The sequence below is a fragment of the Microcoleus sp. EPA2 genome (assembly GCA_020882975.1).
In the GTDB taxonomy this organism is placed as follows: Bacteria; Cyanobacteriota; Cyanobacteriia; order Cyanobacteriales; family Microcoleaceae; genus Microcoleus.
Map to the genome: position 1 here is coordinate 17,856 of JAHRFD010000010.1, position 25,834 is coordinate 43,689.

At 43.7% G+C, this 25,834-nt stretch carries 26 protein-coding genes; 12 read left to right on the plus strand and 14 right to left on the minus strand.

What is annotated here, in order from left to right:
• Positions 1–91 precede the first annotated feature (91 nt).
• The 3 genes from AAFP14_RS11400 to folK all read right to left on the minus strand — a co-directional run bounded on the left by AAFP14_RS11400 (position 92) and on the right by folK (position 2,776).
• A complete protein-coding gene (locus AAFP14_RS11400) occupies positions 92–1,543 on the minus strand; it encodes an FAD-binding domain-containing protein (RefSeq protein WP_341732381.1) in 1,452 nt (483 codons plus the stop codon).
• Positions 1,544–1,625: 82 nt separating this feature from the next.
• The gene (locus AAFP14_RS11405) at positions 1,626–2,174 is read right to left on the minus strand and encodes an NUDIX hydrolase (RefSeq protein WP_341732501.1); all 549 of its coding nucleotides are present in this window, start codon (positions 2,172–2,174) and stop codon (positions 1,626–1,628) included.
• A gap of 113 nt (positions 2,175–2,287) precedes the next feature.
• Entirely contained in the window at positions 2,288–2,776 is a 489-nt protein-coding gene (gene folK, locus AAFP14_RS11410) for a 2-amino-4-hydroxy-6-hydroxymethyldihydropteridine diphosphokinase (protein ID WP_341732382.1), read from the minus strand.
• A 173-nt stretch (positions 2,777–2,949) separates the two neighbouring features.
• On the opposite strand from folK, the gene AAFP14_RS11415 reads away from it, so the two are divergent.
• Together AAFP14_RS11415 and AAFP14_RS11420 are read left to right on the plus strand one after the other, a co-directional pair.
• Positions 2,950–3,417, plus strand: coding sequence for a hypothetical protein (locus AAFP14_RS11415; RefSeq protein ID WP_341732383.1), 468 nt, complete (start codon positions 2,950–2,952; stop codon positions 3,415–3,417).
• 158 nt (positions 3,418–3,575) lie between these two features.
• Positions 3,576–5,927, plus strand: a complete 2,352-nt coding sequence (locus AAFP14_RS11420; protein ID WP_341732384.1) for a PhoX family protein — start codon at positions 3,576–3,578, stop codon at positions 5,925–5,927.
• 217 nt (positions 5,928–6,144) lie between these two features.
• On the opposite strand, the gene AAFP14_RS11425 is transcribed toward AAFP14_RS11420, so the two are convergent.
• The 4 genes from AAFP14_RS11425 to AAFP14_RS11440 all read right to left on the minus strand — a co-directional run bounded on the left by AAFP14_RS11425 (position 6,145) and on the right by AAFP14_RS11440 (position 7,666).
• Positions 6,145–6,705, minus strand: coding sequence for a Uma2 family endonuclease (locus tag AAFP14_RS11425; protein ID WP_341732385.1), 561 nt, complete (start codon positions 6,703–6,705; stop codon positions 6,145–6,147).
• A gap of 112 nt (positions 6,706–6,817) precedes the next feature.
• A complete protein-coding gene (locus tag AAFP14_RS11430; protein ID WP_340524553.1) occupies positions 6,818–7,099 on the minus strand; it encodes a CopG family antitoxin in 282 nt (93 codons plus the stop codon).
• Positions 7,068–7,352, minus strand: a complete 285-nt coding sequence (locus tag AAFP14_RS11435; protein WP_341732386.1) for a BrnT family toxin — start codon at positions 7,350–7,352, stop codon at positions 7,068–7,070. The genes AAFP14_RS11430 and AAFP14_RS11435 overlap by 32 nt, the downstream gene beginning before the upstream one ends.
• 68 nt (positions 7,353–7,420) lie before the next feature.
• Positions 7,421–7,666 carry a hypothetical protein gene (locus AAFP14_RS11440; RefSeq protein ID WP_341732387.1) on the minus strand — a complete coding sequence of 82 codons (246 nt, stop codon included), beginning with the start codon at positions 7,664–7,666 and terminating at the stop codon, positions 7,421–7,423.
• Between the two features lie 364 nt (positions 7,667–8,030).
• On the opposite strand from AAFP14_RS11440, the gene AAFP14_RS11445 reads away from it, so the two are divergent.
• Both AAFP14_RS11445 and AAFP14_RS11450 read left to right on the plus strand, forming a co-directional pair.
• Positions 8,031–8,378 (plus strand): hypothetical protein, encoded by a 348-nt coding sequence (locus AAFP14_RS11445; protein WP_341732388.1) that lies wholly within the window; start codon positions 8,031–8,033, stop codon positions 8,376–8,378.
• Positions 8,375–8,701: a hypothetical protein gene (locus AAFP14_RS11450; protein ID WP_341732389.1), complete on the plus strand. Its 327-nt coding sequence runs from the start codon at positions 8,375–8,377 to the stop codon at positions 8,699–8,701. Before AAFP14_RS11445 ends, AAFP14_RS11450 begins: the two co-directional genes overlap by 4 nt.
• 5 nt (positions 8,702–8,706) lie before the next feature.
• Here the strand turns inward: AAFP14_RS11450 and AAFP14_RS11455 are convergent, their stop codons facing one another.
• Entirely contained in the window at positions 8,707–10,077 is a 1,371-nt protein-coding gene (locus AAFP14_RS11455; RefSeq protein WP_341732390.1) for a helix-turn-helix domain-containing protein, read from the minus strand.
• Positions 10,078–10,307: 230 nt separating this feature from the next.
• Here AAFP14_RS11455 and AAFP14_RS11460 point away from each other — a divergent pair, with 230 nt between their 5' ends.
• The 5 genes from AAFP14_RS11460 to AAFP14_RS11480 all read left to right on the plus strand — a co-directional run bounded on the left by AAFP14_RS11460 (position 10,308) and on the right by AAFP14_RS11480 (position 15,994).
• Entirely contained in the window at positions 10,308–10,859 is a 552-nt protein-coding gene (locus AAFP14_RS11460) for a COP23 domain-containing protein (protein ID WP_341732391.1), read from the plus strand.
• Positions 10,860–10,980: 121 nt separating this feature from the next.
• Entirely contained in the window at positions 10,981–12,579 is a 1,599-nt protein-coding gene (locus AAFP14_RS11465; RefSeq protein ID WP_341732392.1) for a S1 family peptidase, read from the plus strand.
• Positions 12,580–12,656: 77 nt separating this feature from the next.
• Positions 12,657–13,685: a trypsin-like peptidase domain-containing protein gene (locus tag AAFP14_RS11470; protein ID WP_341732393.1), complete on the plus strand. Its 1,029-nt coding sequence runs from the start codon at positions 12,657–12,659 to the stop codon at positions 13,683–13,685.
• A 32-nt stretch (positions 13,686–13,717) separates the two neighbouring features.
• Positions 13,718–14,836: a protease inhibitor I42 family protein gene (locus AAFP14_RS11475; RefSeq protein ID WP_341732394.1), complete on the plus strand. Its 1,119-nt coding sequence runs from the start codon at positions 13,718–13,720 to the stop codon at positions 14,834–14,836.
• Between the two features lie 123 nt (positions 14,837–14,959).
• Positions 14,960–15,994 carry a C1 family peptidase gene (locus AAFP14_RS11480; protein ID WP_341732395.1) on the plus strand — a complete coding sequence of 345 codons (1,035 nt, stop codon included), beginning with the start codon at positions 14,960–14,962 and terminating at the stop codon, positions 15,992–15,994.
• A 121-nt stretch (positions 15,995–16,115) separates the two neighbouring features.
• Here AAFP14_RS11480 and AAFP14_RS11485 read toward each other — a convergent pair whose 3' ends face one another.
• The 5 genes from AAFP14_RS11485 to AAFP14_RS11505 form a co-directional block, all read right to left on the minus strand.
• Positions 16,116–16,250 carry a hypothetical protein gene (locus tag AAFP14_RS11485; RefSeq protein WP_341732396.1) on the minus strand — a complete coding sequence of 45 codons (135 nt, stop codon included), beginning with the start codon at positions 16,248–16,250 and terminating at the stop codon, positions 16,116–16,118.
• 367 nt (positions 16,251–16,617) lie between these two features.
• Entirely contained in the window at positions 16,618–18,858 is a 2,241-nt protein-coding gene (locus AAFP14_RS11490; RefSeq protein ID WP_341732397.1) for a phosphoketolase family protein, read from the minus strand.
• Between the two features lie 472 nt (positions 18,859–19,330).
• Positions 19,331–20,551 carry a COP23 domain-containing protein gene (locus tag AAFP14_RS11495; protein WP_341732398.1) on the minus strand — a complete coding sequence of 407 codons (1,221 nt, stop codon included), beginning with the start codon at positions 20,549–20,551 and terminating at the stop codon, positions 19,331–19,333.
• A complete protein-coding gene (locus AAFP14_RS11500) occupies positions 20,551–21,189 on the minus strand; it encodes a S1 family peptidase (protein ID WP_341732399.1) in 639 nt (212 codons plus the stop codon). Before AAFP14_RS11500 ends, AAFP14_RS11495 begins: the two co-directional genes overlap by 1 nt.
• A gap of 44 nt (positions 21,190–21,233) precedes the next feature.
• Complete coding sequence (locus tag AAFP14_RS11505; RefSeq protein ID WP_341732400.1) at positions 21,234–21,809, minus strand: COP23 domain-containing protein; 576 nt, start codon at positions 21,807–21,809, stop codon at positions 21,234–21,236.
• Between the two features lie 400 nt (positions 21,810–22,209).
• On the opposite strand from AAFP14_RS11505, the gene AAFP14_RS11510 reads away from it, so the two are divergent.
• Together AAFP14_RS11510 and AAFP14_RS11515 are read left to right on the plus strand one after the other, a co-directional pair.
• On the plus strand, positions 22,210–22,818 hold the full coding sequence (locus AAFP14_RS11510; RefSeq protein WP_341732401.1) for a hypothetical protein: 609 nt from the start codon (positions 22,210–22,212) through the stop codon (positions 22,816–22,818).
• A gap of 171 nt (positions 22,819–22,989) precedes the next feature.
• Positions 22,990–24,366, plus strand: a complete 1,377-nt coding sequence (locus AAFP14_RS11515) for a cytochrome P450 (RefSeq protein ID WP_341732402.1) — start codon at positions 22,990–22,992, stop codon at positions 24,364–24,366.
• A 690-nt stretch (positions 24,367–25,056) separates the two neighbouring features.
• On the opposite strand, the gene AAFP14_RS11520 is transcribed toward AAFP14_RS11515, so the two are convergent.
• Positions 25,057–25,344 carry a hypothetical protein gene (locus AAFP14_RS11520; protein WP_341732403.1) on the minus strand — a complete coding sequence of 96 codons (288 nt, stop codon included), beginning with the start codon at positions 25,342–25,344 and terminating at the stop codon, positions 25,057–25,059.
• Positions 25,345–25,522: 178 nt separating this feature from the next.
• Here AAFP14_RS11520 and AAFP14_RS11525 point away from each other — a divergent pair, with 178 nt between their 5' ends.
• Positions 25,523–25,783 carry a MoaD/ThiS family protein gene (locus tag AAFP14_RS11525; RefSeq protein WP_340519089.1) on the plus strand — a complete coding sequence of 87 codons (261 nt, stop codon included), beginning with the start codon at positions 25,523–25,525 and terminating at the stop codon, positions 25,781–25,783.
• The last annotated feature ends 51 nt before the right edge of the window (positions 25,784–25,834 follow it).

The window sequence follows — 25,834 nt, forward strand, 5'->3', positions numbered from 1 at the left end:
TCCGATTTATTTAAGTTTATGATAACTTGTTTGTAATGGGAATTGGGAAGCGGGCCTGGTTGACTTTTAACCCCTAACCAACAACCAATAACTATTCAACTATTTTTTGCTGTTGATAAAGTTGCTTAAACTTCCGCTGCTGCTCATTATGATCTACGATGCGATCGGGATAAGGAAGAAATTTGCGTTCTAAGGGCAAAATATTTCCGCTTAGCAAAAGTTTCGTATCTACTCTGCGCAATTCAGGAACCCAGTGCCGAATATATTCACCTTCCCGGTCAAATTTTTGAGCTTGACTCGCGGGATTAAATATGCGTAAAGGCTTCGGGTCCATACCACTCGATGCACTCCACTGCCAGCCACCATTATTAGCAGAAAGGTCGCCATCTATCAATTTTTGCATAAAGTATTTTTCCCCCCACTGCCAGTTAATAATTAAATCTTTAGTGAGGAAACTAGCGACTATCATCCGGCACCGATTGTGCATCCAACCAGTCTGATTCAACTGCCGCATTGCCGCATCTACAATCGGATAGCCAGTTTTGCCTCTACACCAGGCTTGAAAAAGTTTTTCATCATTTTCCCAAGGAAAGTCTTTGAAGGGTTGACGGTAGGGCCCATCTGCTAATTCAGGAAAATTATACATCGCGTGTTGATAAAATTCTCGCCACGCTAATTCCTGTTGCCAAGTGCGGATATTTTTCTGCCCTTCTTCGTTGGGGCAATTATCCATTAATCTCTGGGTAGCTTGCCAAACTGTGCGAATGCCGATGGCACCAAATTTGAGAGCAGGGCTGAGTTGGGATGTGCCATTAATTATGGGAAAATTACGTTGGTCTTGATATTCGTAAATTGCCAAATCACAAAATTCTTCCAATTTTTCTTGCGCTGCATTTTCTCCAGGTTCTATTAACAATGGATTTTCCCAAATAAAGCCCAAATCTCTGGCGCTGGGCAATATTTCCATTGCACCGGCTTGGCGTGCAATTTCTGCTTCTGCTGCGGTTAATCCTGTCATTTCTTCTAAAGAAATGATGGGCAGTGTCTCTACTGGTTGGGTTTTGGGTAGGCTGTTCCATTTTTTCCAAAATGGTGTATAAACAGTATAGGGATTTCCCGTGCCTGTACGAAGTTCCTCCGGGGCGTGCAGTAGTTGATCCCAAAAATTTTTGACTTGAATTCCTATTTGTGCTAGGGCATTTGATACTGCCAAATCACGTTTTTTTGCATAGGGTTCCACATCCCAGTTCCAAAATACTGCTTTGGCATTTATAGCTGTGGCTAATCTGGGGATGGCTTCACTAGGTTGATCTTGAATTATCAGTAATTGACTGCCAGATTCGGCGTAACTTTGCTGAAGTTTTTGTAAACATCCCATCATGTATGTGACTCTGGCGGGCGCTACGTCATCTAGATTGAGGAGATGGCGATCTAGACAGAAGAGACCTACTACTTTCGGGCTTTGTTGCCTTGCTGCTGCTAGTCCGATGTTATCACAAATACGCAAATCTCGGCGATGCCAAAATAAAATTAGATCAGACATTCGATTTTAGATTTTAGATTTTAGATTTTAGGTGTGAGAACAACCTCCACGGCTCAATCCGGGAGATTGTCAGCAAATCATTTTAATTTAAAAAAGGACGGGCTAGGAAGAAGCTAGAAATAGATTTTGCATCAATTGGTTCCCCAGATAAAATCGCTTTTTCTAATTCTTCAGGAGTGAATAAAACGGTTTCCATGTCTTCATCATCGTCTTGTGCTGGTGGCTTGTCCAGTTTTTTCAAATCTAGGGCTAAAAAAGCATAAATGATTTCATCTGAATAACCGGGGGCTAGCAAAAATTCCCCTAATTTTTGCCATTTACCCGCGCGATATCCTGTTTCTTCTTCGATTTCGCGTTTAATGGTTTCGGCGGGGTTTTCATTAATTTCTATGGTACCAGCGGGAAATTCTAAAATTCGCCCTTGAGCCGCAAAACGATATTGTCGCACCAAGACAAGTTTACCTTCGGGGGTTACTGGTACTGCTAGGGCTCCGCCTGGGTGGCGAATACATTCCCATTCGCCTTCGGCACCGTTGGGAAGCCGGAGAGTGGCTACGTCAAAATTAAATTTGCGTCCTTGGTAAAACAGGCGTTGTTTCAGGATTTTGGGTAGTTCTCGATCGCTCGACATAAGCAACAAATGAATAGTTTGAGAGTACACTGATTTATGACATCATATCAAATCCGGTTGCATGGGCATGGGAAATTGGGAATTGAGAAGTGATAATTAGTTTTGTGTGTTTTCTAGACTATCATTTTTTCTATTCCCGAAAAATCTGCCGTTTTGACCATTTGTCCGATCGCACTTCCTGTCACCGGATGCACCCAATCCGGGGCAATTTCTGCCAAAGGCACTAATACAAATGCTCTTTCGGTCATTCGGGGGTGAGGCAGAGTCAGCGTGGGAGTTTCTAGGACTAAATTATCATATAACAGCAAATCCAGATCGAGGGTTCTGGGTCCCCATTTTTCTTGGCGAATTCGATTAAATTTTATTTCTATTTCTAGTAACTTGGCTAGCAGTTGTTGTGGTTCTAGGGTAACTTCTAGGATGGCACAGGCGTTGATGTAATCGGGTTGTGGTGGCCCGACAGGGGCTGTTTGATACCAGCTTGAATGAGATTTTACTTCTATTTCTGGGGTGTTGTTTAGAGTTTCGATCGCGCTTTTGAGAATTGTCAGGGAGTCCCCTAGGTTGCTACCGAGGGCGATGGCACATTTTGTTGATTGCATTGGAAGTTGAATTGGAATATTTTAACCGCAGAGAACACAGAGAACGCAGAGGGAGATAAGAGAGATGAATAAGTCTCGATGGTTCGGTCACAAATTGTTTTAATTTTAGCTTAATTTATGCTTAATGTTTGTTGATTATACTTGATAAGTATCAGTGTTTAATTTTGAAATTAATGAGTTGTTACCGTCTCCTTTTGTCTGCCTTGATTCTAGTCACTATTAATTTGACATCAAGTACATCGATCGCCTTTGGTGAAACTAAGGAGAGCTATCTTACCGTAAATTCCGATGATAGTCAATCTTTTGCCAATTTAGTGCAGCAGGCGGAAGATTTAGCGAAGGAGTCCATCGCCCAAGAATTTCAAAACAATCCCGGATTGACACAGGTGACGATTATAGTTACAGCGGATCGCAGCAGACGAATGGTTCCTGTTTTGCGATCGAGAGTATCTCGCAACCAGTGGCAGAAAGATTCCAGAATCGAACAGTGGACTAGATATTTTGCTGATGCTAAATACCTCTTGGGATTTAGAGAGGGCAATATCTCATCCTCAAATTCTGGGCCTTCGCAAACTATTAACGTACCTGCACCCAGCCGACCGGCCGACCGACAAAACGATCCAGGCTTTCGAGATGACTAATACGACATTGGGCATGGGTAACAAATAAGAAATAACCAATCATTAACCAAAACATAATTTTACTTTAATTAACCTTCAGGTTAACTGTCCTTAATATAACCGCGATAAAATCTCCTACAGAATCATCAGATTAGGGATGTTGGGTTGAACAGGAATTTATGTCTAAAATAACTCGCCGACAACTGCTAATTTTTTTTGGTAGCAGTGCAGCTACTACTGTCCTTGCACCTCAACTAACTGACACACTATTCGGCATCAATTCCACTTCGGCCGAAGCTGCATTCAGTCCGCTATCTTTCACTCCGGTAAGACTTCCTCACCCGCTGCCAGTTTATCAAGAATTGTCCAGTTTTATGCCGACCGGCTTAAACGGACAAGGAACTGTGATGGCTGCTTCGCAGGATACTAAATTAAGGAGTTACAGTGTTGTTGACGATGTGGTTGTGCCACCAGAATACGAACGATATGTGATTCTCCGCTGGGGCGATCGCGTTTTTCCCGATTCATCAGACTATTTTGGTTACAACAACGACTATACCGGTTTTGTAGGCCTTCGCGGTAGCAATGACGACGGCTATCTCTGGGTTAATCACGAGTATGTAGGTTTTCCGATGTCGAAAGTGGCGCCGGATACTCCCTCAGATGTGGCATCATTTCCCGCAACCGATCGCGCCGTCATCGGTATAGACTTATCGGTAAAGAATCGCGCTACCCTGGGCGAATTTTTGTACAATATGGGTGGTTCGATCGTCCGCATTACCAAACAAGCTAACGGCAGATTTCAGGCGATCGCCCGCGACCCCCTCAACCGACGTATCCACGGACTTTCCGGCCTCGGAATCAACAGCCAGCGTGCCGACCAATACAAAGATGTCACATCCTGGGGAACCAGACAAGGCGACAACAACTATCTTACAGGTACCGGCCCGGCAGCCACCCAAGTTTTCGCCCAAGTCAACAGCGACGGGCTGGGAAACCGGATCATCGGTACAGCCTACAACTGTTCCGGCGGCACAACCCCTTGGGGTACAATCCTCTCCGCCGAAGAAAATTTCCAAGGTAGCGAAGCATTTTTCGTCGGAGTTCAGGAAAACGTCAAACCCAACGGTAGCCAAACTGGCTACGCCAAGGGGACTACGGGCGAGGAATTCGGCTTAGTCGGCGAAAAATACGGCTGGATGGTAGAAGTCGATCCCCTAGATCCGAATTTCCGTCCCCGCAAACACACCTGGTTAGGCCGTTTCCGCCACGAAAACGTCGCAATTCGCGCCGAAGCAGGCCGCAAGTTAGTAGTGTACATGGGAGACGATCGCCGCGGCGGACACACCTGGAAATTTGTCAGCAACGGTACTGTCACCAATCCCGCAGATAAAAACAACAGCCGCTTGTTTGAAGACGGCACTTTATACGTCGCCCAATACAATCGCAACGGTGCGGGAAGATGGCTGCCGCTGACAATCAATTCCCAAACCAATCCAGTAAGTCCCAAAAAAATGGGCGAAGCCGAATTAGCAAGTTTTGGCAAAGCTCAAAGAGATGCCAATACTCGTTTACCCAAACGTGCCGGAATTGCCGGTCAAACCGAGGACGGCGGTTCTTTTGTAGTCGATACAACTAATGAAGCAACCGCACTTCCCGGCTACAAAAATAAAACTTTGGCTAATTTCTACACCAGCCAAGGTGCGGTTTTAGTTGATGCTTTTTTAGCAGCTAATTTGATTGGTGGTACTCCGACAGCGCGGCCTGAAGATTTGGAAATTCATCCTACTACTAAGGAAGTTTTCATTGCTTATACTGATGGCGCACCCGGAAGCGATGGTTATCCAGATTCCCGCATTTTTAATGTTGCGAAATACACTGCCGCCCTCAACAGCGGTCAGCAATCGGGAGGAATTTACAAGATAATTGAAGATAGTTCCGACGGTGCGGGTTCGACATTCCGCTGGCAGCGTTTTGCTCAAGGTGGAGAAGCGGGTGCCCAAGCTGGCGCAGGATTTGCTAGTGTAGACAATTTGGATTTTGACACTCAAGGCAACATTTGGGGTGTCACTGATATGTCTACTAGCACACACAACGGTTTTGATGTTGGCGCTGCTGGAAAACCCGCTGCGATCGACCACAAGAAGACTGGTAATACATCAGAATTTACTGGTGTTTTCGGCAACAATTGGCTGTTTTACATTCCAACGAACGGCCCGAATGCAGGAAGTGTAATTCCCTTTGCTTACGGACCGAACCGATGCGAAATCACTGGACCAACTTTTATCGGAGATACGCTGGTAGTTGCGGTGCAGCATCCAGGGGAAGATTGCCCGATCGATGATGGTACTGTACTCAGCCGACAAATTGAAATGTTGGATTTGAACGGTGCTGTTTTCAATCAGACTCGCACTGTTTCTCGCGGCAGTTTGTGGCCGAGTAATATCTCCAATGATTCGCGTCGTTCCCCCATGCCCTCGGTGATTGGAATTCGTCGCCTGCGATCGACTACAACTGGTCAGTTTGTTTAAATAGGACTGACGATAAAGGCTCAGAAACCGGGTTGTTTACGAATCTGGAGTAAGATTAAATCAACCGCGAGGCACGCGAAGGAAGAACCCCCCTGCCCCCAAGGGGGGAAAGAAGAAGGTACTGTTCTTTCTTCGCGCTCTTCGCGTCTTCGCGGTTCGTTCAAATAATGAAAACTCCCTAGGACAATTAATATCAAATCCCTTGGGCTTTAAATTATTAAGAAAATTGTACTTGGCGATATAAATCGGCGATCGCAATTTCTAAATTCACCGATTCAAGTTGCAAGGAATCGCCCAAACCATACTCAGAGAGAACCCATTGCCCCTGTTGATTGCGCCGAAACATCTCTACTCCTGGCTGTTCAACTTGCACCAAGACATACTCTTGCAGTGTTGAAAATTGGCGATATTTCGCAAATTTAATACCGCGATCTACTGCTTCGGTGGAAGGCGATAAAACTTCGATAATCAAGGAAGGAAATTGCACTAATTGTGGATCGTTATCGCGATCGTCGCAAGTTACCACAACATCAGGATAAAAATATTTTTGCCCTAGTTCTGCCTGTAGTTTCACAGCTAAGATGTAAATCTCGTAGGGGAGATTCAGGCGATCGTCTAATAGCTTGAAGAAGTTGATGCAAATCCGATTATGATTGCGGGTTTCGCCTCCTATCGCGACAACTTCGCCATCCCAATATTCGTAACGTTCCTCTTGGGTGGGTTCCCAAGCCAGGTATTCTTCTGGGCTCATCGATAGGCGATCGGGTAAGGCAACCATAATGCGATCGAGAATGAAGTATGTTTCTAGAATAGCTTGAAGAAAAGGGCGATCTGATTTTGGATTTTAGATTTTAGATTTTAGATTTTGGTTACAACTCATTGTTGTCCCTTCACGCTATTTCTTTGCTAAGTTTCTCCTGCACCCACAAATTTAAAAGCGTTTCTGGAGAAACACCTTGACGTTTAGCAATGGAACGAATTTGCTCTGATAAAGTTACTTCAACACGATAATATATGATCTCAGATTGAAGATTTACTGAAAACTCAGCAGCATCAGTTTCCTCCCAATAATCTGCCAGATCGCGATCGTCCCAAAACTCACCTATTTGCTGATAAGATTCAGCTTCTGAGATAGCACTTTTACGTTTTCTGGTATTTTCTTCGTTCAGCATTTGTCATGTCCCGTGCAGATAAAATTAATGCTTGCCTATCTTCTTTATAAACAAAGAAAACAATCAAGTAGCGTCCGGCATCAGTTTGTCCCAAAGCAGCGTAAACATTTTCACCCGGACGATGCCCTTTTTCGACAAAGCGGAAAACTGCAAAGTTCTCAAAGACTTCTCTAACTTCTTGTGGGCTAACAGAATGTTTTCGAGCTAGTTTTTCAACGATATCCTCTAGCCAGATAAAGCCCGTGATTTCCACTTGATTTATATGTCCTTATCACTGCTCAGTCCTAGTGTAGCATAGAATGCACGCAATGGTTGTATCAATTACATCAAGGCGATCGCATATTGCTTCAACACAGGCGGCACAGTGTAACTACTTCCTTGTTGTTCTATCCAGCAGCGCCGCGATAGAGATTGCAGCGCATTTACCAAATCTGAAGCCGGAATTATGTCATTTTCAAGTAATTTTATGCGATCGACTGGCTGGCTTTCTTTGGCCAACAAGGAAATTACTTGTTTTTCTAGTTCCGAAAGGCGATCGAACTTAGGTTTTGTAATTTGTTTGGGCATGCCCAATAGGTTATGATATGTTTGTTTGCAGTTCAGTTTTGATCCGGTAATACCAATTTTTTATGAGGCTGCATAGAATCCGATCCCCCCTAGCCAAGAGGGCGGGCACGGGGGCACCGCCCCTACTAAGGGGGGGACAAGATTCTTCTCAAAGTCCCCCTTCTTAAGGGGGATTTAGGGGGATCGGGATCTGATTGGAGAGTTTGAAAACACGCCCTAGCCCCCCTTAATAAGGGGGGGACAAGATTCTTCTCAAAGTCCCCCTTCTTAAGAGGGATTTAGGGGGATCGAGATATATGCAACAACCCATTAAATTGGTATAAGGTTAAAGTTGATTTTTGATGAAGGTAGGCAATTAGAGGTTGTGCAGGCAATTGAGCGGGTGAGAGACGGAATTCTCTGGAAACCTGGAAAAGCAATGTCTCATTTACTCAAAAGGATTAATTTAGGCCATTTAGAGCCGGACGCGACCCTTGAAGAATATAATGGAGTTATCAGTTTTATTGTTAGGGATGCTGACGCTAAAGTTTATATGTACGTCTACGGAAAAACGTTTTATCCCACAGTTACCAGCAGTTTAAACAACACCATATGGCTGGTAATGATGGGCTTGGATGGAGTTTTAGAAACGGCTTTTCCTCCAAAGGAACCGGAAAGCTACCTGGCTAATTCAATGTTTATTTATGTAGGTTTAATTAAGGATTTGTTATGAATATTTTGGTAAAAAACTATTGTGTAATGGTTGAATTTCCTGATGTGAGTGGGGCTGAACATTTAGAAATGTTGCAACTTAGAGATGAGTTGGCAAAAGTGGAATCTCAACTGAGTGACGAAGAGAAGGGTTTATTGGCAAATGCCGATCGACGGTTAGTTGAACAAGCAAGGGAGTTTTATGAGGAGTTGTCGAGATTTGTGGATTTAACCCAGAAGCGCAAATTTGAGGAGATTACACCTCAGCGTTGGTGGTGGTATTTGGATGTTTTGGCATTGTTGCCGAATTTGATGAAACAAGAGTTGACAAGCGGTGTTGTTTGAAAAGTTTATTCATTGTCGATCTTTGTTAAGTGCGATAATCGAGTTTTAATATATTGCTTCATTATAGGTGACAAAGTGTAAAAGTTTTCTTGTTTTTCAATCCAGCAGCGCCGCGATAGAGATTGCAGCGCATTTGCCAAATCTGACACCGGAATTATGTCATTTTCAAGTAATTTTGCCCGATCGACCGGCTGGCTTTCTTTCGCCAACAAGCAGATTACTTGTTTTTCTAGTTCCGATAGGCGATCGAACTGCTGGTGTAAAACATCTTTCAAATCTTCCGGCAACAATATGGTATCATTTGGTAATAAATCTGTCACACCTCCTCCCAATTCTTGAATCAGACTCGCCACGCTTTTTAACCATAACGGATTGCCTTGGTAGCGATGAATGAGTGTTTCACTGTTGTCGCTTTCTGCTAACCCATAATCTCTGAGTATTTCCCGTCCGGCTGCGATGTCTAAACCTTTGAGTTGTAAAGTACGAATGGGAGTATTTTGGTTTTTAACTTGAGTCACTTCTCTGGGTTGTTCCCAACCGATTAGCAGCAAGCAACTTTGATGGGATAATTTTTCTATTTGTTTGAATAAAGAGCGATATTCTTCGCATTCAGGTTTATACTTTCCTGCAAATTCGCCGCTACTGAAAAGATTGTGAACGTCATCTAAGATTATTAAAGAGCGGTATTTTTGTAAATATTTAATTAGCGGTAAGCGTTTCTGGTTGGTTGGGGAGAAATCTGGTTTTTCTGGATTGGAAAAAAGCTGTATTAGGTTAGATTGAAATTTATCTATAGTGGGAAATTCGTCTAGGGTGTACCAAGCTGCGTACTCAAACTCGTCTTTGATTTGTTGTACGAGTTGTACTGCTAGGGATGTTTTGCCGATGCCGCTGATGCCGGTGAGGGTGATGAGGCGGCTGTGTTGTTGTAGAATCCAGGTTGTGAGGGTTTGGAGTTGGGAAGTGCGATCGTAAAAAGCACCTAATTCTGGCATCTCGCTTAAATCTTGATGTGGAGTTTCTTTATTTGGTGGGTGTGTTGGCGGGTGTCTAGGTTCTCCACAGATGTTAAAATTACCGATGGCTACAACGTCTTGCGCAAAGTTTGAAACATTAGAGATTTGGAACCTCTTAATTGCCGCTCGAAAATTTGTTTTATTAACATCTTCTCCCAACTCGTTTGAAATAATCTGCCATAATTGCGAACCAACTTGCCGAACATAACTCTCGTTACAGTGAATTTCCTGGGCAATTTTGGTGTATTTCTCACCTTGCATGGTTCCTTGCAGAATTGCCTCTTGTAAGTTATCGAGATGCTGACCGGTTTTGGCAAACACCATCTCGTCAGCCATTTTTAACACTTCTTTAAGATTCATGCAGCATCGTGGATGTTGGAATTTTTCGTATTATACCTAACATTTTCCAACATTATCTGGCATTTTTCAACATTTTATATTTTTTTAACACAAGGTGAGTTGGAATAGCCAACAAAATTACCAACAAAATTAAACATTTTAGCCTAGACAAAAGAGCGGTTTGAGTATAATACTTTTATCAAGGTAATTAAATAGCAGAATCAACTATCACATACAGAAAATAAAAAAGCATGAAAAGCCCGTTATTTCAAAAGTCTATTGCCATCGTCCTACTAGCAGTTGGTACTGTAACTACCCTTACTCCACCCAGTCGCGCCCAAAATAACACCGGAGTTGGCTTCTACTGCGGTACAAGCAATGGTGAACCAGCTACAATTGTGAAGACAGCTACAAAAGGAGAAGTTCCGCTAATTGTCTGGGTTTATCCCGGTTTTGGTTCAGAATTTACACCAGAAAAGCGCTGTCAGATAGTTTCTCAAAGGTTCCAGCAATACTACGAGGACGGAACTCTAGATTTCATCACTACTGAGCGAATCAGAGGCTACGATACTGTTTGCGCTGCTCCTACTCAAGGTGGCACTTGCGAAGGTCGGGTATTATTCACGCTCCCACCTCGTCGAAATGCCAACGATGCGATTGAGCAAATATTTAACTTTTCAGGTCCTTATCGGAATAATTGCGGTGTCTCCGAAGCTTCAAGAAACGCTGGAAAAGTGTATATTGACGTAAAAAGTTTCATTCAAAATCGGTCAAATCCTAACTGTCAGAAAAAAGCAAGTTAACCTCTGGCGGGTCGGCTTCCAGTCGGCCCTCTACAAACGAGAGACAAAATTACAATGCCTAATAAAATAGCTATTAGGCTAACTTAAAGTCAACTTTATCTAAGCGGCAATTATTAATTTTATGAACTTTTACTCATGTAAAACTTTTGCCAGCCTTAGCATTTTTTTTATAGCCTTACAAATACAGCTACCAAGCTGTAGCGACAGTCTTGCTAAATCTGTTTCTTCAGGTAATTTAACACAACACCAGCCAACTCTGCAAAGAAACAGGTTGTGTGAGATAGCACGTTCCATAACAGTGGTGATTTTATCAGCCGATAGGAAGCCGCTAGGCTCAGGATTTTTAATCCACAAGAAGCCAGCCGATAACAAACAAGGCTTTGTTTATAAAGTTGTTACTAACGGTCACGTTATCCCTCAAGGTTCATCCTATGAAATTAAGACTGCTGACGGAGCCATCTATAAAGCCAGATTAATCGCTAGATTTGATGAGCCAAAAACAGGCGACGATATAGGAATATTACAGTTTTTAAGTAAGAATGACAACTACGAAATTGCTAAACTAGCGCCTGGTTTAGCTTTATCTGCTCAAAAGAAAGATCGAGTTTTAGCTGCCGGATTTCCGGTGACAACAGGCATACCTAAACCGCCAGAATTTGTCTGTACTGATACAGGAGAAATTTCGCTTGTAATTGAGAAACCGATGAGGCGTGGCTATCGTATAGGTTACTTTCTAGACATTCGCAAAGGTATGAGCGGAGGGCCACTGCTCAACCTTGAAGGCCAAGTAGTTGGGGTTAATGGCAAGAACAGTAACCCGATCGCCGGTGGAAACATTTTGTATACGGGCAAAGATGGTTCCCTCGTTCGCGAATTTAGAGAATCGCGAGATTTAGTCATTCGTTCTAGTTGGGCAATCCCGATAGAAGCAGTTGTGCCATTAGCGCGATCGCAAGGCATCAACATTGCCACCTTAACTACCCCCCGATCGGAAATTGAGGATCAACGACCGCAACAAACGGCTACTACTTCTGATCCGAATATTGTTCCAGACAATTCCTCTAGACCTCTTGCTTCCCAAGAGCCAATATCAAGGTTAGAAGAGCTAGCTCGACAAATTACAGTCAGAGTGCTAATAGGAGATTCCCAAAAATCAGGAGTTTTAATTCGCAGAGAATCTGAAAAGAAAGGGCAAATTTATAGTGTTTTGACTTATGAGCGAACTTTGGAGTCAAACTCCTATCAAATTCAGACCAATGACAATCAAATCTATAATGCCGAACGGTCTAGGAGATTAGTAGGAACCGATGGTAACAGATTAGTAGAACTAGAGTTTTTTAGCAATAATAACTATCAAGTCGCCTCTCTTGGAGATTCATCTTCTTTGATTGAAGAGAAAGAAGTTTTCGCCGCTGGATATCTTTGGGAACCAGATTTGTCTCGGACACGAGATAAATTTAAATTCACCAATGGTCAAATCAAAGTTTTAGGCAATGCTGCTAGTGGAGTTAGACACCTAGGATTAACTAGCCAGATTCAAGAGGGAATGATTGGTGGACCACTACTGAACAGTCAAGGAAAAATTGTAGGAGTTAATAGCAGGCACAACTACATCAATAGTGGATGGAGCATTGATTCCGACACAAATCCAGAATACCAATATAGCTGGGCAATCCCCATTGAATTTTACACTAAATTAAATCGTAACAAAGCACTTTAAAATAAGTGTATTAATCACAGGATAGTAATTGAATGAACAGGTATATAATCAAATTTGTATTACTTTTATTTATAAGCATGATGGGTGTAGTTATTTCGCCTTTAATGGGGACTACTATGCCGAGGAGTGAAATTGAAAATATTGCTAGAGAAGTAACAGTTTTAATTAAGACTCCCGATCCTTTAAAGCACGGAAAATTCCTTAAATCTGGAACGGGAGTAATTGTAGGTAAAAAAACTAAAGAGGCTAACACTTACTATATCTTAACAGCCAAGCACATTGCAACATCTAGCAAGAAATACAAAATAGTCACTCCTGATGGTATTGAGCGGGATATAACCAATGCTGAAGTAATCGAAATGAATAGTACAGATTTAGCTTTGCTAACGTTGCGTACAACACAAAATTATAAAATACCTAGTTGGGGTGATTCTGATAAATTGACCGCAAAAGATACTATTTACATTTACGGTTGGCCTAGTTCAAAATCATTACCTCACTTCACTGCTGGTAAATTTGTAGATAATAGACTCCTATTATCAAATGAAGGTTACGGCTTAGTCTATAGAGATGCTCAAGTTGAAAATGGTATGAGTGGTGCTCCAATTTTTGACTACAATGGTAAATTAGTTGGAATTCATGGAATTGAAAGGGGAGGGTTTGGTGTAGAAAGGCTCAGCTTATATCAGAGAGGAGTTTCCATAAATTCGTTTTTAAATGATATGCTACTTTTAGGTTTAACAGCCCCCAGCGTTACTTATCTAGAATTATGTAATCAACAAAATTCAAAAAAAGAAGTACAGTTTGTATTTGCTAAAAATTCAGGAAATAATGGATGGGTTACAAGGGGATGGTTTTCAATTAAACCTGACTCATGTCGAACTGTTGCCATAGGAGAGGAATATCAGGGTATAGTTTACTTTTATGCAGAAGATAGTGATGGTAATTGGGGTAAGGGACAACAATATTTTTGTGTAAATAATCAAGCATTTTCCATGATAAACAGTGATACAGTTACTTGTAATGGTAGTAACCAAAGACGAGTCAATATGTTGGAGATAAAAGTATCTCCGGGAAAACCAACCACTCAAAACCTTACAGGTTAATAGATGCGGTATATTAATTGAGGCATTTAGTCATGAAAGAGCTATCTTTTTTGCTCGGAATTATTTCTATTACCACTAGCTTAGGATTAGCATTAAATTCGACTGACTACTCTTGGCAAGCTAATCAGATAGTTGCTGCTGAATCTAATACAAATACAGTCTGTGATTCTAGCTTAAATACCTCTAGTAGCGTCACTATGACCGATGAAAATAACGGTCAAATAGTAACTTTGAAACAAAGTCAGATGCTATTTGTTCGGTTAGCTAGCAATCCAGGCACGGGTTACGGTTGGCAGTTAGCTGAAAGTAATAAAAACCAACTTAAGCTACTGGGAAATCCTGTTTTAGAACCTGCAATAAAACCGCAGCCAAATAGTACAATTTATCAAGTATTTCACTTCCAGGTAAAGTCTGCTGGCTCCAGTGTACTAGAGCTTCATAATCAGCCTAGAGGGCAAAATAATACCCCCTCTAACAAAACCTATCGGCTGAATGTACAAATGTCCAGCAGTCCTGTAAGTGTTGGTGTGAATGATTCAGACAATAACAAGGAGGTGAACTTAAATTCAGGTGACATCTTGGTAGTTCGTTTAGCTACTAATCCTGCTACAGGTTATAGTTGGAAATTACCAGTAAACAGTCAAAATAAGCTTAAACTTTTGGAAAGTTCTGTCGAAAAATCAACGGATTCAAAGCCTGGAAGTACAGCTTATCAAATATTACGTTTTCAGGTAAACTCTCCGGGTTCTAGTTTGCTGGAACTTCAATACAGACCTCAAAGATTAAACAATAGTCTTCCAGAAAAAAACTATCGCATTTATGTACAAACGAACACAAGGAATGGACTTATTAGGCTAACTGACTCAGACAATAATAGTCAAGTTAGAGCAACAGTCGGCAATACTTTAATTGTTCGATTAGCACTCGCTCCAGGGAATAACTATACTTGGCAAGTAGTTAAGAATAATTCTGAAAAACTTGCATCCTTGGGGAACCCAGTCTTAGAACAGACTGGGAATCAATACAAGGTTTTCTGTTTTCAGGGACAATCTCTGGGTTCCAGCCTTTTAGAGTTCCATTACAACCGTCCTTGGGAAAAGGAGCAACCTCCTTTAAATACCTATAAACTCAATGTACAAATTCTTAACTAGGGTGTTATGAAACGCAACCAAAAATTTCTTCTCCTCTTCCTTGCAGTGTTAATGATTTTGGGTACTTGGCAATTTTCCTCTATTGCTAATTGGTCTCTTGATCGTTCTAATTTGGATAATAAAATGTCTCAGGTTAGTCAATCGCGACTGCAACAAGAACTAAACAAAATGCGTTCTAGAGGTATAAATCCTACCTTTACAGTAGGTAATAATCCCGCTTCAAATCGACCTCTTAATCAATTAGCAGCAACGAGACCTCCGCAAAACTGGCTAGGGCGAGCACGTCAGCAAAATCTGTCATCTTCACGCCTCCTGCGCTCACTTCCCCGTAGCCCTGGCCAAAGATCGTCTGTTTGTTCTGCCAATGCTAGTGCTTTTGACTGGCGCAGCTTAGATAAAGTTACTCCGGTCCGCAATCAAGGGGCTTGCGGTAGTTGCTGGGCTTTTGCGGCTGTTTCAGCTTTTGAGTCGAGTGCGCTGTTCCACAATAATGTAACTTATCAGCAGGTACAGAACATTGCAGATGGCTCAGAACAGCAAGTTCTCAATTGTAGCAAACCCGGAAGTTATGGTTGTGGAGGGGGATGGTATCACTCTGCGTTTGAACTTATGACTAAAGAAGGTTTGGCACTTGAACAATCGATACCCTACCAAGGAAGTGATTTACCTTGTCCATCTATTGGTAACAATTTAAAATTTCAAGCTGAAACTTGGAATGTGGTACGAGATGATACAGAGATTCCGAGCGTCTCGAATCTAAAACAGGCTGTGTGCGAACATGGTTCTTTAGCTGTAGCGGTAACTGTGACTGAGTTGTTTACAAACTACACAGGTGGAGTTTTTAATGAAAACGTATCACAGAATGTTAACCATGCTGTCACCCTAGTTGGGTGGGATGATAACAAAAAGGCGTGGTTGATCAAAAATTCCTGGGGTCCTGGTTGGGGTGAGAATGGCTATATGTGGATTGCCTACAATAGTAATAATATTGGATATGGGGCTGCGTGGGTAGATTCGAGAAAGTATTTGTCATCGGAAAATCAACCCGATCGCCAATACAATCGACCCTCACCAAATCCACAACCAACTATACAACCTCGTCCGCAACCAACTCAACGACCTATGTGTCCTCCCGGAACACCTCCCTGGAAGTGCTGAGTTTAAGAGCGAAGGCTGCTCTTGCATAGATTGGGTGTCCTCCGTCAACCTAAGATTTATCGGCTGTTAATGTGACTTTAGTGAAGCGCGATCGCTCTACCAAAAATCATAGCGATCGCCCCTAATTTTTCCGAAAACCAGGAGAGTCTGCCATCAAAGATTCGATCGCCTCAAATTGCTCCCAACTATAATAACCGGGGAGAAGTAATCGCTGTTCCCCAAGCGTACCTATTTCTTCTAAAACTTTTGCAGTCACAGGTATCACCATCCTATTTTAAATATTACTAGCCCGTGTCTTCTTGCTTTTCTAATTAGATTTAGATCCCCCTAAATCCCCCTTAAAAAGGGGGACTTTGATGCTCATTCTCCCCCCTTTTTAAGGGGGGCCGGGGGGCAGGGCTGTTTCATTCTCTTGTAGGGGCCGCCCCCCGTGGCTGCCCCAATCTCTGAAACACTTACAAAATCGTGGACGGGGAGGGCGGGCACGGGGGCACCGCCCCTACAAAACGATGATTTACCTGAGAATGAAACAGCCCTGGGTCGGGGGGGATCTCCGGGTTTAAAAACACGCAATAGACCCTACCTAGCAAAAACCAGGCAGGGGCATTCTCTCAGATTCTAGCTTAATCAACTAATGCGATCGCCCTTTTAGTCAAAGCATCAGCAGTCAACCCATTAAACGCCATCAACTCACCAGCACTAGCAGTCGTTTCCCCGCGCTTCCAAGCGAAAGTATCGCGCGGACAATTGCTGCGGAGCATCACAGGCTCCAACATCCCAGAAGCGCCGCCTATGACACCAATCAAGGCATCTCCGCCAAACATTTCGGCAAATTTGTCATCGCTCAAAAAGCCGCCGTCAGGAGCCGAACAAGTATCCCAAGCAACATCAGTTGGACGATACAAACGCCGAGGATTAATAATAGAAACAATCCGCGAACCAACACCTGATTTTTCCAAAGATGCCGCTGCTTCAAACACCGGAATCAAACTCATATCGCCAATGACAGCAAATACAACTTTCTTACCCCCCCCTTGATTAAGGGGGGTTTGGGGGGGTTCGATTTCTTGCAACACAATAGCACCATCTTCCAAACCTTGGCGAGTCTGGGCAAAAGTAGTCCGAATTGGTAGCGGCGACTTGCTAGCAGTAATCACAATTCCCTTATTCTTCGCAGTCAAAGCCCAATCGTAACAAGCTTGAATACTGTTAGCATCTGGTGGAAACAAAGGAAACACATTCCCATTCCGCATCATGGCGGCAAAATAAGCCTCAATTTCCGGGCGTTGGTGCGTCCAACCATTGCGGCCTTGTTCTAAAGCACCTGCTGTAAATAAGGTGACAGTAGCTGGAGTTGGACGACGCAATTCGGCCATTGCTTGAGTAACAGTTTGCCAAATTGGTAAACCGTTGATAGCAAAAGATTCGTAAGAACACCACAAACTCCGCGCGCCGAATAGCGACAAACCTACGGCTAAACCTGCACAAGCATCTTCGCTCAAAGGTTCGTAAACTTGTCCCTTTGGCCCTTGATTGTAGAGGTCATCTGTGGTTGGGTGAATGATTTTCAGGGCTTGGTTGATGTTGGCAATTCCAGATGCTTCGTTGCCATCTGCATTGGTGACAACAAAAGTGCGATCGCGCTCGCCGACTTTCCCTACCAAACGTCCCATGGCAGTTGTCGAAACCTTCGCTTCTCCACCCACAGCAAATTCCTCTAAAGGCAATTCACCTAAATCTGCCAATGGTAATTCAAACTCTGTTACCACAGTTTTTGCTGCTGGCCCGCCACCGGCGCGTTCAGCATTTGTCCGCACCAATTGCCAAGCTTCTACACTCAAAGCCCGCTCTTTTAAAGCACTGACAATATGCGGTGCATCTAGGGTATCTTTGGGATAAAGGTTGTGAGATTTGGAGCCGCGGGCGTGCACGCCGGCACCTTTCAACTGTTTGATGATAAACACAGTTAGTTTGCCACCGAGAGCAGATTTTGCAGCTTTGTCAACTCCTTGCAAAACAGCTTTGGTAAATGCCATGCGCTGTTCTAGGGAAAAAGCAGTGCTGTCAACATAATCTTCCGGTTGATTTTTATCGTCAAATTCCTTAGCGTCAATTAAGATGATTTCTTCAAAACCATTTCCTTGCCAATAAGCAATCATTTCCGCATTGGTTTTAGTCGAAACCATGCTATGATGTTCTTGAGAATATCCGTTCCAAACTAATACTGGTAAAAAGTTAGTAGCCTGTGGATACGCAGTGTGAAAATGTCCCATGCTGCTCATCGGATAGGGTTCCCCCATGCCACCGTCGCCCATGGTAAAAGCAAACAGTTTGTCGGGGTGCAAAAGTGCTCCTGACATGGCAAAATGCTGTCCTTGTCCGAGGGGACCTGCTGGTGCTAAAAGACCTGGAATAAAGCCGGAAAGATGTCCTAACAAACCGTCTTTTTCTCGGAATTTGTCGCGCATTTGCTGCACGTTGACAATTTCCATGTCTTCTAAAGAGCGATCGAGAAACATGGCACTGTAAAAGCCGGGGGCGTGATGCCCGACTTCGGTGACAATATTCTTGTGTCCCAGCATCACCAATGCCGCGTAGGCCTCGGCTTGGCTAGCAAATCCCCCCGGATGTCCCGATGCCTTGCTGGCTGTTACTTGCAGCGTCAGGTAGCGCAATGCGTCAGCAGCGAGCATCGTTTGAAAGACGGCGGCGGGATCTGCTGCATCGGCGATCGACTTGCTTCCGGTGGCGATCGCAGGTGCTTTCCCATAAGTCTCAAAACCAGCCACCGTCTCGGAAAAATATTGAATGCCTTCGCAAAAAGCTGGCGTTGCTGACGTTGGTTTCGGGCTAGTTGCTGTCATGCTTGATACCTGAAAAATTTGAATTAGATTGATGTAACAGTAATTTTATAGCTTCCGTGTTCCAAAAAATCATCAGTTCTATTATATCTATCATAAATAACTTAAATTTATCCCATCTCAAATTAAATTTAGCAAGTATTTAAATAATATAAGGCTCCCCAAAAATACTGTAAAATAATTCAATTTGAGAAAATTTAGATTAAATTATCAGGCGAATTTGGTCAACTCATATCATTTCCGGTTACACCGTCAGGTGATGTTGACAGTTGACGGTTGACAGTGAACAGTGAACAGTGAAATCGAATTTACTATTCCGATGCTAACAAATTTGATATTATATAAAATCCTCTCTTCATCGTCCTGTATTAAACTCTCTCTTCTCTTGCTTCGCGTACTTCGCGCCTTCGCGGTTAAATCACCTGACGATACCACCGGAATTGATATCACGGATATTTAATTAAGGTTCCCTAGTCTATTCCAGCCGTTCTTTAAGATCAATATAAGGTATAGTCCCGCTTTCAAAAATAGAAGGCTGAGCTTTTTGATTCGCCAACCACACAAAGAAACTGCTTAGGGCAGGAATCGGATCTTGATCGCGACGTAGGGTGTAGATCAAACCTTCGCAAGGTCCATTAACGCGGCTACTGGTGCAAATCGCCTTCTGGTTATTTACCATACCTACAGTCACATAATTTAGCTGTTGGTTGCGACTGTAATTTTCTAGGCGCTGAGTCACTTGTCGGCAACGAGTTAGAGGATCGTAGCCAGAATTAGCAAAAAAATTAGAATTCCACCGAATCCAAGTCTCCCTAATCCCTGCGGGATTTTGATACACTGTCATCGGTTCTCCTGTCGATGTATCACACAAAAATCCCCCCGGCCTCATGTTCGGTTGGTTTTGGTTAGAAACCCGGTTCATAGAAAGACTGCTGAGAATATCCAAGCTGTTACGCTTATTTTGTGATAGTAACCCCAGAAAAATATCGATCGGAATTGCTGAATTTAATCCCGTTTTTATCTCTTCACTCTGACCGTTCCACGGGCTAGTCACAGTACCCACAGTATCTCCTTGACCGTGAATTCCCACAATTTTGCCATCAACATCAAATACAGGCCCTCCACTCATGCCTCGCCTAGTCACCGCTTGATAGCGCAGTCTGTAACCCGATGATGCGCGATCGAGCCGAGAAGAGATAATACCAGCAGTAAACTCCAGTTTTTTTTCTACTCCAGAGGCAATGGGTAGCGGATAGCCAGCCACATAAATAGGAGAACCGACAACTGCACTTCGTGACTCTCCCATGGGTGCTACAGGATACTGTTCTTGGCTCTGAAATTGTAGCAGCGCTAAGTCTATATCTCTGTCATTTTTCGGTAGCCTTTGTATTCGGATGACAGCATAATCTTTCTCCAAATGAGTGCGAATACTGTATTTTTGGGCCTGGCTTGCTACCACATGATTAGCTGTCAAAACAGTGTAAATATTACCCTGTTTCGCAATAATTACTCCTGAGCCACTACCCGCAAAACCCATGGTGTTGTTGACTTCCACAGTTGTCAACATCGCTAACTGGGCAATTTCTTGGGATGTTTTGGCGCTGGCAGCATATTGTTGGATCACCACCTGTGCAACTGTAAATGCACCAGTCAAGATGATTGTCAGTGCGTCAAACCGCAAACTCCACACATTCATCAGTAACTCCCTAGATGAAACGAGGCTAACTGCAAATATATACTGATGGGAATTCCCCAACTAGATTTAACCATTTTCTCCAATAATTCCGGCGTTGGTTCGCTTCCATCTTCAAAAGCATAGACACCAAAATTTGGATCTCGATACTTGCCCCGACCGTTAATCCCAACTAACAAACCTTTGGCATTAAAAATCGGACCACCACTCATACCAATTTTAACCTCATTTGTATAACCCAAGCTATAGCCTTGGGGCAAAGATTTCGGTAGTACCAGCGAAACGACTCCCCGTGTCATCACCCAAGCATCAACCTCCGAATCCCCAGGAAACCCTGCTGCTAGCACAGTTTCTGAGACCGCTGCTGGCTCAGGGCTGATTGGTGCTAATTTATACTCTTTATGACTGCGAAACTGAACGATCGCCAGATCCGTATTACCAAGTCTCTGGACTGTTGAGAGCAAAGGTTTGTGGAGGATGCCATCCCAGGTCACTATGGTGCGATCGCCCCGATCGAAGGCGACAACGTGCCAGCTAGTGAGCACCGTGTAAATTTGCCCACTCGATCGGACGATCGCCCCAGAACCCGAAAATTTCCCCGTCTTAATGCGTACCGTTGTTTGACGCGCCAACTTTTCCACATCCACCCCCGGAAGGGACGATGGAACTGAAAATTGCCCCAATCTTAAGGGAGAAGCGACTCTGGGGAAAAAGGGGGCCGTTGTACTATCTTATTAGTATTTTCTCCTAGTTTTTCCGTCACATCTATGTAAGGAATTATACTAGATTCGTCCAAAGAGGGCATTCCGACTTGTCCTTGACGCCAAGCCAACAAGTTATACAAAGAGCCGATCGGATCTTGACCGGGCTTGAGAGTATAAATCAAATTTTGGCAGATGCCATTCATTTGGTTAGCGGTGCAAATGACGTTTTGACCATTCATGACACCCACAGTAATGTACTTGAGCTGCTGGTTACGGCGATAGGTTTCGAGGCGCTGGCTGACTAATTGACACCGAGTTTCCGGGTCATAGCCAGAACCAGAAAAGTAATCTGAAGTCCACTCAATCCAAGGCTCGATCGCACCTTGAGGGTTTTGATAAACGGTAACAGGCTGACTGTTAGAGGTGCTGCACCAAAATCTACCTTCCCCTTGGATCGGCTGTGAAGGTCTGCTGTGACTGGGTTGACACAAAACGGTCATGCTGATGATGGGGATCACAGTTGTTATCCCCAGTTTTGTCAATAATTGGTATTTCATGATGATCTCACCCTGGTTAATAAAAATTGTCAAAAGAATTGCCAACTAATGATTTAGGGCCGCAGCTCCTATCAAATTCGCTGGTATCGAGATTGTGTTTTTCAGGACTTATGTATCGCCTGAAACGTGACATCACACTACCGACAAAGTATTGGATATCACTTGCTACTCGAGCTACAAGCTTTATCAGCTCGTCTTTTGTCAGGGTAACACCCGTGATGGGTGTCACCCTTTATACTCTACATCAAACAAAGGAAATTAACCAGTTTTTTCACTTTATTTTCATTTACGTACTACGCACGCCCAAAATATTTTTAACTATGTAAAATTACGTATAAAATGCTTGCTACTACTAACTCTCTCTCTCAATAGACAGATTGCTTGTTGAGTATTAAAAACGATGAACAATATCTATCAAAACTTCCGGTATTTAGTCGCTGGGTTAATTTTGCTCAGTGCCAGCAGTTGTTCTAGCTCCGATGCAGCTAACTCAGGAGAAAATCAGGATCTAACCGCAACCACTCAACCTCAGTTCGGACACATACAACTAACGCCAAATCAAATTAACCCTAAATTTAGCCAAGTGTCCCAGCAATTTAGTCCTGTGGAGCCAGTTTTAGCCACTGGAACCACAGAATTAGACAGCACTGTCACAGTAACGGTCTATAAAGTAGACAATAATTGTAAAAGTCTCCACCCGGAAACAGTTACAGGACAAGACAACCAGCTAATGTCATCTGCTGTGAATGAAGTGTTAAAACAGCAGGTGTTTACGAGTCTAGGTTTGGTGGGTTATCGACTTAGAATCGATCGCACTCTGGGCATCGCCACCGTAGATTTACGAACATCAGGGAACGACCGACAAAAATTGCAAAATTTGTCTAGTTGTCAAATGTTAAGTTTGTTCGGTGGCGTGCGCCAAACCTTAACCAGTTATGCTCCTTGGCAAATTAAAACTGTTCGTTTTACAGAGCTTGGAGAGGATATTTTGAGCACAGTTAGAGAATAAGCCCGCGCCCGCCCCCCAACTATCACCAAGTGTAGTTGGGGCTTCTCAGCAAAATAATAATTAAAAAGGTCTTATTCCCGCTCCTAACCACAAGCCCGGCTATCCATCTGAGTCGCTTAATATAAAATATAAAATATAAAAATTCAGACGACCAACCCCCTGGTAATTCCCATGACACTACCTAACGGCCCAAAAACTCTGCCCTTTATACAGCTAATTCAATGGATTGCCGATCCATTAACATACATGGATAAATGTGCTAAGGAATACGGCGACATTTTCACAACTCAATGGGGAGATATGGAACCATTTGTGATGGTCAGTCACCCGGAAGCGGTGCAGTTCATGCTCAACAGTAGCGCTTTAGAAGCTCCAGGGAGCATGAACAGCATCCTAAAACCCTTACTGGGAGAACAATCCATGATTATCCTCTCAGGTATGAGGCACAAACGCGAGCGTCAATTATTGATGCCCCCGTTTCATGGGGAACGGATGCGGAACTACGGCCAGCAAATTTGCGATATTGCTTTAGATGTTGCCAGCAAATGGTCGGTGGAGAAACCTTTTTTCGCCCGCAGCGCCATGCAGGAAGTCACCATGCGGGTAATCTTACAGGCGGTTTTTGGGTTGGATGACGGCCCACGATTGCAACAAATCAGGCCCTTACTTGCCTCAATTCTGGATATGACTGGTTCTCCCCTGCGATCGAGTATGCTATTTTTCAACTGGATGCAGCAAGATTGGGGTCCCTGGAGTCCTTGGGGACGAATGAAACAGCGCCAACGACAAATCAACGAACTAATCTATGCTGAAATAGCCGAACGCAGAGACAAACCAGATGCCAACCGTACCGACATTCTCAGCTTAATGATGGCCGCCCGCGACGAAAATGGGCAACCGATGACCGATGAAGAATTGCGCGACGAGTTGATGACACTGCTGTTTGCCGGCCACGAAACCACCGCCACAGCCCTAGCTTGGGCATTTTACTGGATTCACAGTTTGCCATCGGTGCGCCACAAACTGCTGCAAGAATTAGACAGTTTGGGGGAAAATCCCGACCCGATGGATATTTTCCGCTTGCCCTACCTGAGTGCAGTTTGTCAAGAGACGCTGCGGATTTATCCCGTGGGAATGCTCACCTTTCCGCGAGTAGTCAAGTCCCCCGTGGAACTGATGGGATATCAACTAGAGCCTGGTACGGTTCTGGTCGGCTCGATTTATTTAACCCACCGTCGCGAAGATTTGTATCCAGAACCGCTGCAATTTAAACCAGAACGGTTTTTGGAGAGGCAATTCTCCCCTTACGAGTATGTCCCCTTTGGAGGGGGAAGCAGGCGCTGCATCGGCATGGCCCTGGCGCAGTTGGAGATGAAACTGGTGTTAGCACAAATTTTGCGGAATTTCGACCTAGTATTGGCCCAGAACCAGCCTGTGCAACCAAAGCGTCGAGGGGTGACTTTAGGCCCAGCCGGCGGTGTGCCGATGGTGATGACTGGGCCGCGGCAGCGACAGCAGATGCCTGAACCTGTTGTCAGCGGGGTTTGAAACTATAAATTAATTTCGAGACTAAACTATCCATAACTTACTGTTTGGGTGGTTTTTTTTTTGCCCCAGGTTCCATCGCATCACCCTCGACTATTACACCTAATGCTTGTGGTTTTTTGTTCTAACCATTGAATAGCTGTTTCCGTCAAATTAAAATTTCCAGTTTAAAATAGTTTCAGCCTTGTAAAGACAGGATCAAAGCAAAAGTGGGCGATTGCAATAGCCCTCTTGATCGATCGAAAACCTCACTGCCATAATTTAAAAACATATGCATACCCTGTTATTCAGCAAGGGCGGAAGCGTGTGGGCATTGCCTGCTATCTTTCGCCCTCTTTATTTTTGAGAACGCAGAAGGAAGAAGGTCCTTCGACCCTTTGACCCTTCGACTGCGTTTATGCTGAGCGAAACGGCACTCTGAGTGATGAAGTGGCCGTAGGCGCGTGGGTAGTCGAAGGGCTTGGCGTTGCTTCGCGGGCCCAAGCGAGTCAGGAAGAAGGAAGATTCTCCCCATTTTTCCCATTTGCAATTCTGCAAAAAACAATTAATCTATTCTTAAACTAACTCTTTATAAGTAAGTCCGCCTAATTAAATGCAAGATCCAAATCGCTCAAAAGCTTACTGGCTTGCTATTCTTCACATCGATCCTCTTCCTTCTTCACATCGATCTTCTTCCTTCTACTTATCACTCACTTAATCTTCTGTTTTGAGAAATTCTGATACGGAAACTGACTTCGGCAGATTCTCTATATCTTGAATTTCGCTCTCGTGGGCAAAAAACTCTACTTCTTTATCGTCAATCTCGATCTGATAGCTAGCGGTAGCAGTGACAATGCGTCGCTTTTTTTTATCTTCTACTAACACCCAACACACAACAGGTCTTACCCACCTCTCGACGTGCTGGCTTTGCTTGGTACTCCCAAAGGCATACCAACCCTTTGCTTCAATAATTTGAAGCACTTTAAAATCATGATTTGCCATAAATATCTCGATCGCCTTAACTTCACTATTACTGCTGTCTAAAACCTATGTAAACTTATCTAAAGCTCTGTTTAGATAATTAGTGTTTACTTCCTAGGCTTTTGGGTAGTTGGCTATCCCAAGATAAGATTGTATTGTGTATTTGAGCCTTGGCTAAAATTTCTAGATTTTAATTATCGTGTCTAACTCTTCGATTACCATCACCGTTAAATTTTTTGCAGCCTTTAGTGAAGCCTACAGTGTTTCTGAACAAACATGGGAATTTCCCATCCTTACCCCAGTCTCTCAAGTGCTCGATCGCGCGATCGCCCAACATCCCCAATTAGAACCCTGGCGCGATCGTACCCGCTTCGGGATTAACCTGGAATTCGTCTCCCCTGACACCATCCTTCAAGAGGGCGACGAAGTTGTACTGATTCCCCCTGTCAGTGGTGGATAGCGGATGGGGCATGGGGCAACCCCCCTGTCAGTGGTGGGTAGCGGATGGGGC

Excerpts from the sequence above, each read along its gene's own strand:
- AAFP14_RS11415 (WP_341732383.1), top strand. The coding sequence starts at position 2,950 with ATGAGTTGTTACCGTCTCCTTTTGTCTGCCTTGATTCTAGTCACTATT.
- AAFP14_RS11490 (WP_341732397.1), bottom strand. The coding sequence starts at position 18,858 with ATGACAGCAACTAGCCCGAAACCAACGTCAGCAACGCCAGCTTTTTGC.
- AAFP14_RS11405 (WP_341732501.1), bottom strand. The coding sequence starts at position 2,174 with ATGTCGAGCGATCGAGAACTACCCAAAATCCTGAAACAACGCCTGTTT.
- AAFP14_RS11400 (WP_341732381.1), bottom strand. The coding sequence starts at position 1,543 with ATGTCTGATCTAATTTTATTTTGGCATCGCCGAGATTTGCGTATTTGT.
- AAFP14_RS11505 (WP_341732400.1), bottom strand. The coding sequence starts at position 21,809 with ATGAAATACCAATTATTGACAAAACTGGGGATAACAACTGTGATCCCC.
- AAFP14_RS11460 (WP_341732391.1), top strand. The coding sequence starts at position 10,308 with ATGAAAAGCCCGTTATTTCAAAAGTCTATTGCCATCGTCCTACTAGCA.
- AAFP14_RS11495 (WP_341732398.1), bottom strand. The coding sequence starts at position 20,551 with ATGAATGTGTGGAGTTTGCGGTTTGACGCACTGACAATCATCTTGACT.
- AAFP14_RS11520 (WP_341732403.1), bottom strand. The coding sequence starts at position 25,344 with ATGGCAAATCATGATTTTAAAGTGCTTCAAATTATTGAAGCAAAGGGT.
- AAFP14_RS11425 (WP_341732385.1), bottom strand. The coding sequence starts at position 6,705 with ATGGTTGCCTTACCCGATCGCCTATCGATGAGCCCAGAAGAATACCTG.
- AAFP14_RS11455 (WP_341732390.1), bottom strand. The coding sequence starts at position 10,077 with ATGAATCTTAAAGAAGTGTTAAAAATGGCTGACGAGATGGTGTTTGCC.
- AAFP14_RS11420 (WP_341732384.1), top strand. The coding sequence starts at position 3,576 with ATGTCTAAAATAACTCGCCGACAACTGCTAATTTTTTTTGGTAGCAGT.
- AAFP14_RS11480 (WP_341732395.1), top strand. The coding sequence starts at position 14,960 with ATGTCTCAGGTTAGTCAATCGCGACTGCAACAAGAACTAAACAAAATG.
- folK (WP_341732382.1), bottom strand. The coding sequence starts at position 2,776 with ATGCAATCAACAAAATGTGCCATCGCCCTCGGTAGCAACCTAGGGGAC.
- AAFP14_RS11440 (WP_341732387.1), bottom strand. The coding sequence starts at position 7,666 with ATGCCCAAACAAATTACAAAACCTAAGTTCGATCGCCTTTCGGAACTA.
- AAFP14_RS11470 (WP_341732393.1), top strand. The coding sequence starts at position 12,657 with ATGATGGGTGTAGTTATTTCGCCTTTAATGGGGACTACTATGCCGAGG.
- AAFP14_RS11430 (WP_340524553.1), bottom strand. The coding sequence starts at position 7,099 with ATGCTGAACGAAGAAAATACCAGAAAACGTAAAAGTGCTATCTCAGAA.
- AAFP14_RS11450 (WP_341732389.1), top strand. The coding sequence starts at position 8,375 with ATGAATATTTTGGTAAAAAACTATTGTGTAATGGTTGAATTTCCTGAT.
- AAFP14_RS11475 (WP_341732394.1), top strand. The coding sequence starts at position 13,718 with ATGAAAGAGCTATCTTTTTTGCTCGGAATTATTTCTATTACCACTAGC.
- AAFP14_RS11510 (WP_341732401.1), top strand. The coding sequence starts at position 22,210 with ATGAACAATATCTATCAAAACTTCCGGTATTTAGTCGCTGGGTTAATT.
- AAFP14_RS11465 (WP_341732392.1), top strand. The coding sequence starts at position 10,981 with ATGAACTTTTACTCATGTAAAACTTTTGCCAGCCTTAGCATTTTTTTT.
- AAFP14_RS11515 (WP_341732402.1), top strand. The coding sequence starts at position 22,990 with ATGACACTACCTAACGGCCCAAAAACTCTGCCCTTTATACAGCTAATT.